Consider the following 14,295-nt stretch of genomic DNA (forward strand, 5'->3'; position numbering starts at 1 on the left):
CCGCATTTTCCGAGTCATCGGGTGATTCCGCCTGATTGGACAATGCTCTGATCCGGAGCAACGCTTAGTCCACCTGCATCCCGATCTTCACGTTGCGCCTCTACCGCAGGCGGTGGCAGTGAAAGGGTTCAGGGATGGATTTCGCGTCCGGGCAGGGCAGCGGCTGGCTGCGGCGGCAATCGATCAGGCGCCGGCTGTCGATACAGGCGATGGTCGCGGTTGCCTTGGGGCTGTGCCTGGTGGCGACGGCGGTCGTCGGTTCGGTGGAATCGCTGCGCATCAACGCCTTGGACGACAGGACATCGGATCAGGCGCTCTATGCCGTTCTGCTGGAAAAGGACTTCGCCTCGCTCGAACGCGATGTGTTTCGCCATGCCCTGATCGGCACTACGGCGACCGAGCAGGGCTGGAAGGGCAATGCCCGCGATCTGGCTTCGTCGATGGCGCAGACCCGTAAGCGGTTGGAACCGGACGAGATCGCGCCGTTCGAGCGAATGTCCGGGCTGGCGAAGGGCTATGACGAAACCGTTGCGGCCGCCTTTGCCGGGCCGAAGCCGTCGCCACAGGTGCTCGCCGGGATCATCGCGCATGGCAACGAGGTCGACGATGCCATCGAGAAGATCCGCACCCCGGCCATTGCGCGTAGCGACACGATCGCGGCGGACCAGCGTGCGGTGCTACTGCGGATCATGGCGATCACGGTCGGCCTGGCGGTGGCCTCTGGCGTGATTTCCTATCTGTTCGCCCGTGCAATCCGATCCAGCATCAGCGAGGAACTGGGCAGCCTGTGCCGGACCATCGCCGATATCGAGGCGGGCCAGTTCGATCTGCACATTCCCTATCGCGAGCGGGACGACGAGATCGGCGATCTCGCCCGGGCCGCTGCGCGGTTGCGTGAAGCACTGGCGGCGCGGGCGCAGGCCAATGCCGAGACGGGGGAGATGATCGAACTGGTTGGCGATCGGCTGAAAGGCATGGCGGGCGGCGATCTCACCGTTGAACTGCCACCACTGGCCCCGGCCTATTGCGGGTTGCGGGACGATTTCAACGTCACCGCGTCGCGGCTTCGGCAGGCGATGCAGTCGGTGGCCGCGTCGACCCAGACGATCCGCGCCGGGGCAGGGGAAATCAGCCATGCGTCGGACGACTTGGCGCGCCGTACCGAACTCCATGCCACAGAGATCGGCACGACTGCCCAGGCCGTGCGCGAATTGTCGCAAGCGCTGCAAGTGACGGCAGACGGCGCGGCAGAGGCCCGGCGCGGCGTCGATGCGGCGGTCAGCGAGGCCCGGCGGGGCGGCGCAGTGGTAGGGCAGGCGGTGGGCGCAATGGCGCAGATCGAAGGGTCTACGGCGGAGATCGGCAGCATTATCGCGGTGATCGACGCCATTGCCTTCCAGACCAACCTGCTGGCGCTTAACGCCGGCGTGGAGGCCGCGCGTGCGGGGGAGGCGGGCAAGGGCTTTGCCGTGGTGGCGACGGAGGTTCGCGCTCTGGCGCAGCGATCGGCCGATGCCGCGAAGGACATTCGTCGGTTGATAGAGGCGAGTTCCGCACAAGTTTCCGCCGGAGCCGACATGGTGCGGCGGACGGGGCAGGCGCTGGACGCGATCATTGCCCGGATCGATACCGCGACCGATGTCGTCACCCGAATTGCGCAGGACTCCTCCGTGCAGGCCGAGCGCTTGCGCCAGACGGAAAATACCGTCGGCCAGATGGACGTGGTGACCCAGCAGAACGCCGCTATGGTAGAGCAGGCGACGGCCGCTGCGCGCAGTCTTGCTGCGGAGGCGGACAGGCTGGCCGATCTGGTGGACGGGTTCCGGATCGGCGAGGGCAGCGTGGTGGCGTTCGCCGCGCCGCGCCGGGCGCTTGCGGGTCGTGCCCTTCCGGCGTCCACCCCGCAATCGAAACCGATGCCGCGTGCCGTCCTGCCCCCTCCATCAGCCTCGCCAGCGGCGCTTGCGCCGTCCGACGAGGCTGATTGGTCGGAGTTCTAGAGCAGTACCCACCCGACTGCGTCGGATGGACTGCTCTAAGGTTTTGGTTTGGCGCATTTTCCGAGTCATCAGGTGTTTCCACCTGATTAGAAAATGCTCTAGGGCTTTTCCGCCCTATCCCTGGATCACGCCGATGCAGGGACCGAACCCGATCGACACCGCACCTTCGGCATTGAAGCGGCCGGCGAGGGTCAGTTCGTCGCCATCTTCCAGGAAGGTGCGGGTCTCGCCCGTAGGCAGCGTGATGGGCTGGCGACCGGCGCGGGTGATCTCCATCAGGCTGCCCTGCGTGCCGTCTTCGGGGCCGGAGATCGTGCCGGTGCCCAGCAGGTCCCCCGTATTCATCGCACAGCCGTTCGATGCGTGATGGGTCACCATCTGGGCGACGGTCCAGTACATGTTCGCGGCAGGGCCGTGGCTCAGGCGCACCGGGGGCATGCCGGCTTGGCGCATTTGGGCGGTGGAGAGGAAAACTTCCAGTTCCAGCGAAAACGCGCCCTCTGCCTGATCCGCGTCATCCCAAAGATAGGGCAGCGGCCGGGGATCGCCGGCCGGGCGCGGCGGCTGCGCGGTGCGGAACGGGGCGAGGGCCTCCATCGTCACCAGCCAGGGGGAAACGGTGGTGAGGAAGCTTTTGGACAGGAACGGCCCGAGCGGCTGGTATTCCCAGGCCTGCACATCGCGGGCGGACCAGTCGTTGAGCAGGGTCAGGCCGGCCACATGGTCCAGTGCCTGCGCGATCGGGATCGGCTGGCCCAGTTCGTTGCCCGAGCCCATCCACACGCCCACTTCCAACTCGTAGTCGAGCCGCTTGATCGGTCCGAACGAGGGCCCCTCGGCGTCCGGCGCCTTGGTCTGGCCCTGCGGACGGATCACCGGCGCACCGCTGGGGCGCACGGTGGAAGCACGGCCGTGATAGCCGATGGGCACGTGCTTGTAATTGGGCAGCAGTGGATTGTCGGGCCGGAACAGCGTGCCGATATTGGTCGCGTGGTGGATGCCCACGTAGAAGTCCGTGTAGTCGCCAATGCGGGCGGGCAAGTGCAGTGTGGTTTGGTGCATCGGCACCAGCAGCGGCTCCACGGCCTCACGCTCGACCGCGCCTTCTGCGAGCAATGCCGAAACGCGGTGGCGCAGTGCCATGCGCGGGTCGGAGCCCATCGCCAGCAGCGGGTTCAGGCTATCGCCCGATGCCGCCTGCGCCGCGGCGAGCGCCTCGCCCTCAAGCAGGCCGGTTTGCGCCAGGGCGGCGAGGTCGAGAATCCAGTCGCCAATCGCCATGCCGCCGCGTGGGGTTTCATCGGGACGGGAAAACACGCCCAGCGGCAGGTTCTGGATCGGGAAATCGCGATGGCTGTTGGCGCTTTCCACCCAAGAACGCAGCGCGGGCGCGTGGGTGCGGTCGACGGGGGGCATGGGTTTCCTCTCTTTCGCGATTATTCGTGCAGCGTCTGTAGCCGCTGGATTGGGCAAGGTCACGGCCATTCAATCAGATTGTTGCGCCGTGTTATTCCATCCTTGCGTCTCGGTCATGACGAAGGGGATCGGATGCCCCGATGCATCACGGGCCGGACGGAAGCGAAACCGGCGGGAAATATGGTCGCAAGTGGCGGCGTCGAGATCGGGTCGGCCGCTGGAGGTGATCACCGTGCAACCGCTGACCAGCCCATCGACGCCAATGCGATAACGCACGGTGATCTCGGCGCCCGCCCGGGCCTTGCGCAAGTCCGGGGGCAAGTCCGAATAGAGCATGCGTCCCGAAACCTGCCGAGGCTGGGTGGCGACGCCGGCGTTGACGCCGCCTCCGCCTGCACCGCCGCCATCGCCACCGCCCCCGCCCCCGCCCCCGCCCGATCCATGGCCGCTGCCCCCGGCGCCGCTTCCCGTGCCCGTTGATCCCGTGCCGCCGGTACCGGCCACGGGCGCGGTCGTGATGGGCGGCGAAGGAGCCAGCACAAGGGGCGCTGCGGGGGCGACGACCGGGGCGCCCCTGGCACCCACAGGGGCCGATGGGGCCGAGGCTGCTTTGGATCCGTTATGCCGGGCTGGTGCTGGCACAGGAGGAGGAGGAGGTGGTGGAGGTGGCGGCGGAGAGGCTTCCGGCACGGTAACGATCGCCACCAGCGCGGCATCGGCGCCGACGGGGGGCATTCGCAGGGTAAGCCCATGCAGCAAACCCACGAATCCCGCCGCCACGACCGCCGCCGATGCCAAGGCCGCAAGGGGGTTATGCGATCTGTCGTACGGCTGCCTCATGTCCCATGGAACAAGTTGCCGACCCAATTGGTTTCGCTGGGTTCGCCAATTGCTGAAGTCGGTCTGAATACGACAAAATGTTGCAGGCGTGCAGGAACCGCCGCTTCGCCAGCCCGTTATCCTGATCACTACGACCCATTACGGAGATGCAACAATGACTCTTCTTCTCATTCTGGTGGTCGGCGGCGTAATCGGCTGGCTCGCTTCGATCCTGATGCGCACCGATGCGCAGCAAGGGCTTTTCCTCAACGTCGTCGTCGGCGTCGTGGGCGCGCTGATTGCAGGCGTTCTGATCACCCCGCTGATCGGCGGCGCACCGATTACCAGCGGCGCGTTCGATATCATGTCGCTGTTCGCCTCGTTCCTGGGTGCGGTGATCCTGCTGGCGATCGTCAACCTCTTCCGCCGCGGCTCAATCCGCTGAGTCCAACGGTGACCGGAGAGGGCCCGGCTCTCAGGAGCGAACCCTCTCCGGAGCGATAAACAGGGAAAGGATGCAAAGCCTATGAAACCGATCCGTATGACCGCCGCCGTTGCGGCGATTGCCGCCGCCTCGCTTGGCCTTGCCGCCTGCAACAACAAGGCGGACGACGCTACCGAGAAGCAGGCCGACGCGGTCGAGCAGTCGTCCGACAACGCGGCCGACGCCATGCACGACCAGGCCGACCAGATGACCGGCGCCGCCGCCGATGCCATGGACGCCAAGGCGGATGCCGTCGAAAAGGCGGGTGAGGCCAAGTCCGATGCGCTGGAAAACAAGGCGGACAACGAGACTGCCCAGCACCCGCAATAAAAGCGATTGCGCTGGTGCCGGGCGCTGGGCTTCCATCGGAAGCATCGGGCCAAATGGGCAAAGGAAAGGATGGCGGCCATGCCGCCATCCTTTGTCGTTTTCGCGGTACAACGGGGGCTTTGCACGGTGCCTTCGTTTTGCCCGACAATCCGTGCTTGAATTGTCGGGCAATAAGACAGACATAGCCCGCGACCCGTTTGATGAGTCCACCGCCGTTTGTCGGCGCGCGGGGGACGGCCAGATGATCTGAACCACGTTCTCGATAACCGAAACAGGAAGACAGCCATGACCATTTCCCTGATGCCGCTGCCCTATGCGCAGGACGCTCTCGAACCGCATATCTCGGCCAAGACGCTGGAAATCCACCACGGCGCCCACCACAAGACCTATGTCGACAAGCTGAACGCTGCCATCGAAGGCACGCCCAACGCCGACAAGTCGGTTGAGGAAATCACCAAGTCGGCATCGGGCCCGATGTTCAACAACGCGGCGCAGATCTGGAACCACGGTTTCTACTGGTACTCGATGAGCCCGACCAAGACCGCGCCGAGCGGTGCGCTGGCCGCTGCTATCGAAAAGGACTTCGGTTCGCTCGACGCGCTGCTGGAAGCGCTTTCGAACGAAGCGGTGAACCACTTCGCTTCGGGCTGGGCCTGGCTGGTCGTCGACGGCGGCACGCTCAAGGTCATCTCGACCCATGACGCCGGCTGCCCGATCACCACCGATGTGAACCCGCTGCTCACCATCGACGTGTGGGAGCACGCCTACTACATCGACCAGATGAACAAGCGCCCGGCCTATGTGAAGGCCGTGCTTGAGAACCTGATCAACTGGGACTTCGCGGGCGAAAACTTCGACCGTGGCACGGCCTGGACCTACCCGGCGTAAGCCAAGCCTCGTCGCAGGTTTATGAAAGGGTCGGGTCGCCACGGGCGGTCCGGCCCTTTCGCATTTTCCGGATTAAGCGGTGAGGGCAGGGGCGATCCTGCGCTCATCGCTTGCTTCCCCTCAAAAGGACATTTCTGACATGGATATCGGATTCATCGGGCTGGGCGCGATGGGTAGCGCGATGGCGCGCAATCTGGCGAAGGCAGGGCACCGTGTGCGTGCGTGGAACCGTTCGGGCGGCACGGTGGAGGGTGTGGAGATGGTTTCCACCCCGGCCGAAGCCTTCGCCAGCGATGTGGTGTTGACGATGCTTTCGGAAGACGGCGCGATCCGTGACGTCCTGCTGGACAGCGGCGTGCTGGACGGGGCGCCGCAGGGCGTGGTCCATCTCGTCTGCTCGACCATCTCGGTCGCCTTCGCGCGTGAACTGGTCGAGCGGCACGAAGCGGCGGGCGTGGGGTACCTGTCGGCCCCGGTGCTTGGCCGGCCGGACGTGGCGGCGGCGGGGCAGCTCAACGTGATCCTTGGCGGCCCCTCTGCCCTTCGCGGCGGGCTCGATCCCGTGTTCGCGGCAATCGCCGGCAAAGTGTGGGACATGGGCGAGGAAGCGCCGCGCGCCAATGCTGCCAAGATTGCCTGCAACATGCTGATCACCATGGCCATCGAAGGCATGGCCGAGGCCGTTGTGCTGACCGAGGGGCTGGGCGTGGAGCGTGAAGCGCTGTTCGACCTGCTGACCGGTACGCTGTTCGGCGGTCGCATCTACCAGAACTATTCGGGCATCATTGCAGAGGGCAAGTACGAGCCCGGCTTCAAGGCGACCCTGGGCCTGAAGGACTTGCGTCTTGCCAAGGAACTCGCGGCCGAGACGGCGCCGGGCACGCAAGGCCACCTGCCGATGCTTGATGCCGTGCATGCCCAGATGGGTGCGACGGTGGAGGGCGGCTATGCCGCGCGTGACTGGGCCTCGATGGCGGATTTCACGATCGAACAGGCCAAGGGATGATCGCTCAGATCAGTCCGGTGTAGGCGCCGCCGTCCAGTGCCAGGTGCTGGCCGGAGATGAATCCGGCCTGCGCCGCGCACAGGAAGGCGCAGGCATCTCCGAACTCGCTTGGATCGCCGATGCGCCCTGCCGGGCCGCGTCGGCCGATCCGGGCAAAGGCTTCCTCGATATCGATTCCTTCGGCGGCGGAACGGCGCCGGGCCAGTTCCATCAGCCGATCGGTGCGGAAGGGGCCGGGCAGCAGGTTGTTGATCGTGACGTTGTCCGCCACGCATTCGGCCTGCGCGGACTTGGTCATCGCCATAAGCCCGGCGCGCGCGGCGACCGACAGGCCCATGTCTACCGTCGGCGATTTCACTTGGGCGGAAGTGATGTTGACCACTCGCCCGAAGCGACGCGCGCGCATGCCGGGCAGCACCGCGCGCATCATTTCGATCGGCGCGATCATGTTGGCGGCAACCGCGGCCTCCCAGTCGGCCGGTTCCAGATCCGCGAGCCGGCCCGAGCGGGGGCCGTGGTTGTTGTTGACCAGAATGTCGGGATCGGGACAGGCGGCGAGCAGGGCGGCGCGGCCTTCGGCACGGCTCATGTCCCCGAGCACGCGATGGACCTGCGCGCCGGTGGCGGCGGCGATGTGATCGGCGGCTTCGTCCAGCCGCCCTGCATCGCGGCCGTTGATCCATACTTCCACACCCTCGCGCGCCAGCGAGGTGGCACAGGCAAGCCCCAGCCCACGTGAGGATGCGCAGACGATCGCCTTGCGTCCCGATATGCCGAGATCCATGCTCTTCTCCCCGATGTCAGGCGCTCGGCTTAGGCTGGCGGCCTAGTCGGGCGGGTAGGTGCGGGCAAGCGCGGGAAAGAGCCACTGCAAAAATCGAATGGCGCGCCGCAGCAGTTCGATCGACTGCTGCGGGGCGCGTTATTCCGGCCGGCGCGCTTTCGCGATTTGTTCGGGATCACCGTCCAACAGTCGCGCCAGATCGCCGCGCGCGCGGGCGACGCGGCTTTTCATCGTGCCGATCGGGCAGCCAGCAATATCGGCGGCTTCCTCATAGCTGAAACCCGAAGCACCGACCAGAAGCACGGCTTCGCGCCGCTCCGGCGCCAGCTTTTGCAGGGCCGTTTCCATATCGCCAAGGTGCAGGGGGCTTTCCTGATCGGCCTCCATCACCAGCAGGCGCTCGGCCGTGCCCTCGTCCAGGTCGGTCTGGCGGCGGCTCTTGCGCAGTTCCGACAGGTAATGATTGCGCAGGATGGCGAAAGTCCAGGCCCGCATATTGGTGCCGGGCGTATAGCGATCGCGCGCCGTCCACGCCTTGATCAGCGCTTCCTGCACCAGATCGTCGGCAAAATCGGGCCTGCCCGAAAGCCCGCGGGCAAAGGCGCGCAAGTGCGGCAGCACGCCCAGCAATTCAGTGCGAAAGGCCTGCTCGGCGGGCGAGACGCGCAGCCGGTCAGTCATCGTCGCTTCCATCGAGCTTTCGGAGGAGATCCGTAAAGCTGTCCGGAAGCGGCTCTTCAACCACGGAGTTGTACAGCTTTCTCAGCCCCTTGGCCCAGCCAGGCTCGCCCGGCCCGGCTCCGGCCGGGGCGGTTCCGCCGACGCTGCCGGTCATGCCACCTTCGGCGCCAAGACCGATGGCGCGCGGCGCATCGGGGGCGGTTTCCGGTGGCATTCCGGGCTCGTCCGGCTTGCCTTGTTCTGGAGGCTGATTCAATGCAAACTCCCTTTCGAACTGCGCACTTGCGTGCAGAGCGGTATGCGGTCAAGACCGCTTTCCCGCCTGCCGGCCTGGAAAACTGCTTGCCGGGCATGATCGGTCCGTCCTGCGCGCCGAACCGAGGATGCGGGACGTCTCGCCAGCCGAAGCGCGGTCCGGGCGAGACGATGGCATTTCCGCAAATCTGAACGTCGTGAACGGATCATGAAGGGCAAGCATCGTTTTGGCTGGAACAAACCGCCCCGCTCATGGTTCCCTGACATGCGATGACTTGCCAGATGCGCCCCCGGGTATTCCTTTCACATTGTCGTTTGCGCCGCGCACGCTTATCGGGAACCGGATTTGAAACTGCGGGGATTTCCGGGTGATTGACCAGGCTCTGCTGGACAGGGTCCAGAAGCAAGCGTGGTTTCACAAGTATCCGCGCGGGTGGCCCTTCCTGCTCTTCGTGATCGCGTCGATCACGACGGCGGTATCGGTTATGGCCATCGAGCGGGCGGATCGCCAGACCCGCCGCGTGGAACTGGACCGCAACCTTACCGAGATCGCATCAGCGCTGGAGCGCCGGGTGACCGAGAATATCGCCCTGCTGCGGGCGGGCGGCGCCTTGTTCGCCAGCCAGCAGGATGTCAGCGAGGAGCAGTTCCGCGCCTTTGCTCAGGATCTGCAGGGCAAGGGCAATCTTTACGGTTCGTTGGGTATGGGCTGGGCTCCGCTGGTGCCGGTGGACCATCTTTCCGAACTGGAAGTGGCCATCCAGGAGAGGCGAGACCCCGATTGGCTGGTCCATCCGCGTCCCGGCGTCGGGCAGGAATATGCGACGCCGATCGTCTATCTCGAACCGCAGGACACTGCCAACCGGACGGCGATGGCCTATGACATGTTCTCCGATCCCACGCGCAGGGCGGCGATGGAGCGGGCAATGGCGCTGGGCAAGCCGGTGGCTTCCGGCAAGGTGCAGCTTGTACAGGACATGGGCAAGCCGGCGACGGCGGGGTTCCTGATCTACATGCCGATCATAGTCGGCGGTGCCGGCCACCGGCAGGTGAAGGGTTTCGTCTATAGCCCGTTCCGTGCCGAACAGTTCCTGACATCGGCATCCGAACTCTATCGCAACGATCAGATCGACGTGGCGGTCTACGACGGTTCGGTAGCACCAGAGAACCTGTTGGCGGAGCGGCAGACCGATGGGCTGACCGGGCCGGCGATGGAGCGCAAGATCGACGTGGGAAGCCATGTCTGGGTGGTGGCGATCAGCGATCGCAAAGTGGGGCTGCTGTCCACCGCATCGCGCATCACGCTGTTCTTCGGGGCGCTCACCTCGCTGATGGTCATGGCGATCGGACGCTTCATCACACGCCGCGCGGCGGAGGACCGGCGCGTGCTGGAATGGCTGCAGGGGCAGGCGGCGATCCGCAATTCGTTGACCCGCGAACTCAACCACCGGGTGAAGAACACGCTGGCCAACGTTCTGTCGATCGCCGCGCTCACGCGGCGGCGGGCAACCGATATCGACGATTTCACCGACAGCCTGACCGCGCGTATTCGCGCCCTGTCGGCCACGCACGACCTGCTTTCGCAGTCGGATTGGCGGCACGCGGCGCTGGGCGATGTGGTCCGCTCCGAGCTTGCTCCCTACATGGAAGGCAGCGAGCGGCATGTCGAAATGTCGGGCCCCGACATCAAGCTGGCCCCCAACGATGCGATGTCGCTGGGGCTGGCGATCCATGAACTGGCCACCAACGCCGCCAAGTACGGCGCGCTGACGCGGGCCGAGGGGCGGATCCACGTCAACTGGTCGATCGTGACGCCGGAACTCGCGGTGGTTCACTGGCGCGAAGAAGGTGGACCGGTGGTGAGCGAGCCCGCAAAGCGCGGCTTCGGCCGCGACCTGATCGAAAAGATCGTGGCGCACGAGTTGAAGGCGGAAGTAGACTTGGCATTCCTGCCCGCCGGCGTGGAGTGCCGTCTGAAAGTGCCGGTTCGTTCCAGTCGCGAATTCGCGCTTCGCAATGAGCGCCGATAACGAGGCGCCCGGTGCCCGCAATAGAGCAATGCTACGCGGTTTTGTGGGGCTCGTTCTTTCGTATTATTTCACTCTTATTTAAGTGAACGGCCTGTAATCCGTCCCCGAACGAGTTCTTCGGGGGGTCAAATCATGGATTCGCGTGCCTGGAACCGGCATATCGTGGAAAAGAAGGTAGAGTGCCGCGTCGGGGAGCGGATCGGCAGCGTTTTCCTCTACAACCTCTCGGTCGGCGGTGGGATGCTCGACGTCGCGCAACTGCCGATGACGGTGGGGGACGCGGTCGAAGTTTCCTTCGGCGGCATTCAGCGGAGCAGCGGTTTGGTGGTATGGGCTCACGACGGCTGCGCCGGCGTTCGCTTCGATACGCCGCTTCATGAAGCGGTGGTCCGCCATCTGGGCTTCAATCCGCCCGAACTCGATTTTGAGGCGCAGGCTCCGCGTGACCGGTTCGGCAGGGTGCTGCCCCCGATCGACGCGGGTGAACGCCCGGCGCTGTACTGAAAAGATCGGGAAATCCGCAAGCGACGGATTTCCCGATGGATGTCAGGCCGCCGATGGATGTCAGGCCCCGGGGATGTCAGGCCAAAGTGCGGCCCGGCGCGAAGAACAGCGCCTGGCTGATCGCCGCCCGCACCGTGGCTTCCTGGAACGGCTTGGTGACGAGGTAGGTCGGCTCCGGCCGTTCACCGGTCAGCAGGCGTTCCGGATAGGCGGTGATGAAGATCACCGGCACGTCGCCGAAGCGCAGCAGATCTTCCACCGCATCGATCCCCGAACTGCCGTCGGCCAGCTGGATATCGGCCAGCACCAGCCCGGCAGGGCTCCGCTCGAAGATCTGCAGCGCCTGGGCGTGCGTGGCAGCGGTGCCGACCACATTGTGGCCAAGCTCGGTCACCAGGCCTTCCAGCTGCATCGAAATCAGCGGCTCATCCTCGATGATCAGCACGTCGGTCGTGCTTTCGCTTTCGATTTCGATCACCGCCTGCATGACCAGCGCATCCACCTCTTCCGGCGTGACGCCCAGGATGGCGGCCGTCTCTTCGCGAGAGAATTCTTCCACGGTGGTCAGCAGCAGGGCCTGCCGATGCGTCGGCGCAACGCGGGCGAGCCGCGTCTGGGCCGCCTGTTCGGCGCCTTCCACATCGGCGGAAAGCAGCGGTGAGGGATCCTCGACATGCCCGGTCGCCCAGATGCGGGTGAAGCTGGCGTAGAGTGCGGCGCGGCTCTGGGCGATCTCCTCGCGCAGCGCGCGGTCCGCAAGCGCGGCCTCCAGCGTGGTGCGGACATAGGCGTCGCCCGAATGCTGAGAGCCGGTCAGCGCACGCGCGTAGCGGCGCAGGTAGGGCAGTTGGGATGCGATCTGGTCAGAGACGGACATCGAAATTCCTCGGCTCCTGGAACAATGGTTCCCGTTGTATTCTTACCCGGCGAAACCGGTTTTGCACCCCGACCACGTTGCAATGTCTGGCAACCGCGGGAGGGCAGGGCAACATCAAAATTTTTTTCGCGCGGCGCTTCGTGACGGGAACCAACCAAACGTTTGCACGTTTCACGGACATCACCACTGGCTCCCCCACCCCCCGCAAACCGGTGGTGATCCGATCCCGAAGGCCTCCGTTCACCGAAAGAAGTGAACGGAGGCCTCAATCGTTTTGCGGCATGCTTGTTCCCACGCTCTGCGTATTTTTTCGCATATCTGCCTTTTCGGCTCGGCGCCGCCGGTGCGTCGGTCCGGTGCTCTTGTGCGACAGGGTGGCTTGCATTTGCGTCTTTCCGGGAACTTTCCGCAAGTTGGCTGCGTTACCCCGTCACTGATCCCGGCTTGGTCCGGGGTGGGCGGATAAAATGGAGGGTATCGCGATGGCTGGAACGATCGAAGCAGGGGCCGAAACCGAGACGCATCACGAGGCGTCGGTAAAGGCTGCTCCGGTGGCTCGCCTCAACGACCGCGACTTCAAGCGTGCGCTCGCAGAAGTGGCGCCGCACCTGCGTGCATTTGCGCGCGGTTTGTGCGGCTGCCGCGATCGCGCGGACGATCTTGCGCAGGAAACCATGCTGCGCGCCTGGGCTGCACGCGATCGCTACGCGGCCGGCACCAATTTCAAGGCCTGGACGTTCACGATCCTGCGCAATCATTTCTATAGCGAGGCGCGCCGCGCCCGCTTCCATGGCGATTATGATGAGGTTGCGGCTGAACGCATCCTTTGCGCCGAAGCCAGCCAGGAAAGCAGCGTGGAACTGGCCGATGTGCTGCGCGCGCTGACCACCATTCCCGAGACTTATCGGGAGGCCCTGATCCTGGTGGCCGCCGGCAACCTTTCCTATGAGGAAATCGCACGGATCTGCGGCATTGCGCTTGGTACGGTGAAGAGCCGCATCTGCCGGGCCCGCGCCATGCTGGCCAAAGTTCTCGAATCCGGACAGCTCCCGGATTTCCGTCACAATTTTGTCTTGACCGGAGACGCCGTGGATGCCTTCTTCGAAGAGCTGGTCAGGATCGCCAACGTCGACGAGGATGCCGAACTCGCCGCATGACAAGGAATGCCGTGTCTTGGGCCAGATGATTTCAGGGGGGGCTGCGTTGGAAGTCACGGGGGCAGCCAAAGTTCTCATCGTAGAGGATGAATTTCTGGTGGCGCTGCAACTGGAAGACATCCTTTCCGATGGCGGGCACGATGTGCTGGGCACTTATCCCGATGCAGCTTCGATTGCATCGCTGGGGGTGGCTCCGGACGTCGCACTGATCGATCTCAACTTGCGCGACGGATTGACAGGTCCGGCGATTGCCAGGGAGATCGCAGTGAAGTTCGGGTCTCGGGTGATTTATGTCACTGCGAACCCCGGACAGATCGATAGTCCGGCACCCACAGCGGTGGGTGTGGTGCAGAAGCCGTTCTCACGCGAGGCGATACTCAATGCGGTAGCCTATGCGCTGGCGGGTTGTCCCGAAGCAGGGCGGCCACGCGAACTGGAGCCATTGCAGCAGCGAGTCTGAAAGGCGGGCTCATTGCAGCTGACCCAGTGCGTCTGGCGTCGAGAAATGGTTGCCATTGCCTGTCGATGCCTTGATAGCAAAGATTGTGGGGGGCTTTCCACTTCCGTGACGGGAGTTGCTCATGAAGCCGTTCAAAAATCGTCGCGCTATCGCGCTTATTCCGATTTCCCTTGTGGCCGTCATGGCGATGGCCACAGCCACACAAAGTTCGGGTCAAATTCCTGGCATGTCTTCAGCCTTGCCAGACGTCTCCTCTATCGGGGGCAGTAATGCAGCGGGCGTCCTGTCCTACTGCGTGAAGAACAAGCTCACCGATCAGGTGCAGGGCAATTCGGTCTATTCCGCGCTCAGCAAGAAGCCCGATGTTGCACAGGATAGTCCAAGCTACACCTCGGGCGCCGCTGGCAATATTCTCGGCAGCGACGGCAAGACTTTCTCGCTGGACAAGGCGCCGAAGCAGGTTCGCCAGAAGGCCTGCGACATGGTGTTGAAGCAGTCCAAGTCGCTGCTCTAGAAACCCGTGCCAAATCAGAAACCTTCCGGAAATTTGCAAGGCGCGAATTTCCGGACGGTCTCTTTGTGCAAGTCGATCTGGTTTGGAAAT

The 14,295-nt window shown here is 64.5% G+C and carries 16 protein-coding genes; 10 read left to right on the forward strand and 6 right to left on the reverse strand.

Translation table 11 applies throughout. The annotated features are described in order from the left end of the window. Positions 1–134: 134 nt before the first annotated feature. Complete coding sequence (locus tag ACZ1JV_RS13710) at positions 135–2,000, forward strand: methyl-accepting chemotaxis protein (RefSeq protein ID WP_465151978.1); 1,866 nt, start codon at positions 135–137, stop codon at positions 1,998–2,000. Positions 2,001–2,114: 114 nt separating this feature from the next. Here the strand turns inward: ACZ1JV_RS13710 and fahA are convergent, their stop codons facing one another. Continuing rightward, positions 2,115–3,416, reverse strand: a complete 1,302-nt coding sequence (gene fahA, locus ACZ1JV_RS13715; RefSeq protein WP_465151979.1) for a fumarylacetoacetase — start codon at positions 3,414–3,416, stop codon at positions 2,115–2,117. A 69-nt stretch (positions 3,417–3,485) separates the two neighbouring features. Beyond that, positions 3,486–3,956, reverse strand: a complete 471-nt coding sequence (locus ACZ1JV_RS13720; RefSeq protein ID WP_465151980.1) for a TonB family protein — start codon at positions 3,954–3,956, stop codon at positions 3,486–3,488. A 454-nt stretch (positions 3,957–4,410) separates the two neighbouring features. Here ACZ1JV_RS13720 and ACZ1JV_RS13725 point away from each other — a divergent pair, with 454 nt between their 5' ends. The 4 genes from ACZ1JV_RS13725 (at position 4,411) to ACZ1JV_RS13740 (ending at position 6,943) form a co-directional block, all read left to right on the forward strand. Continuing rightward, positions 4,411–4,680, forward strand: coding sequence for a GlsB/YeaQ/YmgE family stress response membrane protein (locus tag ACZ1JV_RS13725; protein WP_395394026.1), 270 nt, complete (start codon positions 4,411–4,413; stop codon positions 4,678–4,680). 81 nt (positions 4,681–4,761) lie between these two features. Then, a complete protein-coding gene (locus ACZ1JV_RS13730; protein WP_465137670.1) occupies positions 4,762–5,049 on the forward strand; it encodes a hypothetical protein in 288 nt (95 codons plus the stop codon). 285 nt (positions 5,050–5,334) lie between these two features. Beyond that, positions 5,335–5,937 carry a superoxide dismutase gene (locus ACZ1JV_RS13735; RefSeq protein WP_465137671.1) on the forward strand — a complete coding sequence of 201 codons (603 nt, stop codon included), beginning with the start codon at positions 5,335–5,337 and terminating at the stop codon, positions 5,935–5,937. Between the two features lie 79 nt (positions 5,938–6,016). Next, positions 6,017–6,943, forward strand: coding sequence for an NAD(P)-dependent oxidoreductase (locus ACZ1JV_RS13740; RefSeq protein WP_465151981.1), 927 nt, complete (start codon positions 6,017–6,019; stop codon positions 6,941–6,943). Positions 6,944–6,947: 4 nt separating this feature from the next. Here ACZ1JV_RS13740 and ACZ1JV_RS13745 read toward each other — a convergent pair whose 3' ends face one another. The 3 genes from ACZ1JV_RS13745 to ACZ1JV_RS13755 all read right to left on the reverse strand — a co-directional run bounded on the left by ACZ1JV_RS13745 (position 6,948) and on the right by ACZ1JV_RS13755 (position 8,664). Beyond that, positions 6,948–7,727 carry an SDR family oxidoreductase gene (locus ACZ1JV_RS13745; protein WP_465151982.1) on the reverse strand — a complete coding sequence of 260 codons (780 nt, stop codon included), beginning with the start codon at positions 7,725–7,727 and terminating at the stop codon, positions 6,948–6,950. 138 nt (positions 7,728–7,865) lie between these two features. Next, positions 7,866–8,408: a sigma-70 family RNA polymerase sigma factor gene (locus tag ACZ1JV_RS13750; protein WP_465151983.1), complete on the reverse strand. Its 543-nt coding sequence runs from the start codon at positions 8,406–8,408 to the stop codon at positions 7,866–7,868. Further along, positions 8,401–8,664, reverse strand: a complete 264-nt coding sequence (locus tag ACZ1JV_RS13755; RefSeq protein WP_465137675.1) for a NepR family anti-sigma factor — start codon at positions 8,662–8,664, stop codon at positions 8,401–8,403. Before ACZ1JV_RS13755 ends, ACZ1JV_RS13750 begins: the two co-directional genes overlap by 8 nt. A gap of 367 nt (positions 8,665–9,031) precedes the next feature. Here ACZ1JV_RS13755 and ACZ1JV_RS13760 point away from each other — a divergent pair, with 367 nt between their 5' ends. Together ACZ1JV_RS13760 and ACZ1JV_RS13765 are read left to right on the forward strand one after the other, a co-directional pair. Then, positions 9,032–10,693 (forward strand): CHASE domain-containing protein, encoded by a 1,662-nt coding sequence (locus tag ACZ1JV_RS13760; protein ID WP_465151984.1) that lies wholly within the window; start codon positions 9,032–9,034, stop codon positions 10,691–10,693. Positions 10,694–10,825: 132 nt separating this feature from the next. Next, the gene (locus ACZ1JV_RS13765) at positions 10,826–11,197 is read left to right on the forward strand and encodes a PilZ domain-containing protein (RefSeq protein ID WP_465137677.1); all 372 of its coding nucleotides are present in this window, start codon (positions 10,826–10,828) and stop codon (positions 11,195–11,197) included. A 76-nt stretch (positions 11,198–11,273) separates the two neighbouring features. Here ACZ1JV_RS13765 and ACZ1JV_RS13770 read toward each other — a convergent pair whose 3' ends face one another. Beyond that, on the reverse strand, positions 11,274–12,074 hold the full coding sequence (locus tag ACZ1JV_RS13770) for a response regulator (RefSeq protein WP_465151985.1): 801 nt from the start codon (positions 12,072–12,074) through the stop codon (positions 11,274–11,276). A 482-nt stretch (positions 12,075–12,556) separates the two neighbouring features. Here ACZ1JV_RS13770 and ACZ1JV_RS13775 point away from each other — a divergent pair, with 482 nt between their 5' ends. From ACZ1JV_RS13775 to ACZ1JV_RS13785, 3 genes are all read left to right on the forward strand, one after another. Continuing rightward, on the forward strand, positions 12,557–13,231 hold the full coding sequence (locus ACZ1JV_RS13775) for a sigma-70 family RNA polymerase sigma factor (RefSeq protein WP_465137679.1): 675 nt from the start codon (positions 12,557–12,559) through the stop codon (positions 13,229–13,231). Positions 13,232–13,256: 25 nt separating this feature from the next. After that, positions 13,257–13,691 (forward strand): response regulator, encoded by a 435-nt coding sequence (locus ACZ1JV_RS13780; RefSeq protein WP_465152570.1) that lies wholly within the window; start codon positions 13,257–13,259, stop codon positions 13,689–13,691. A 121-nt stretch (positions 13,692–13,812) separates the two neighbouring features. Then, on the forward strand, positions 13,813–14,205 hold the full coding sequence (locus ACZ1JV_RS13785) for a DUF2501 domain-containing protein (RefSeq protein ID WP_465151986.1): 393 nt from the start codon (positions 13,813–13,815) through the stop codon (positions 14,203–14,205). Positions 14,206–14,295: the final 90 nt, after the last annotated feature.

The sequence above is a fragment of the Novosphingobium sp. BL-S-19 genome (genome assembly GCF_055521675.1).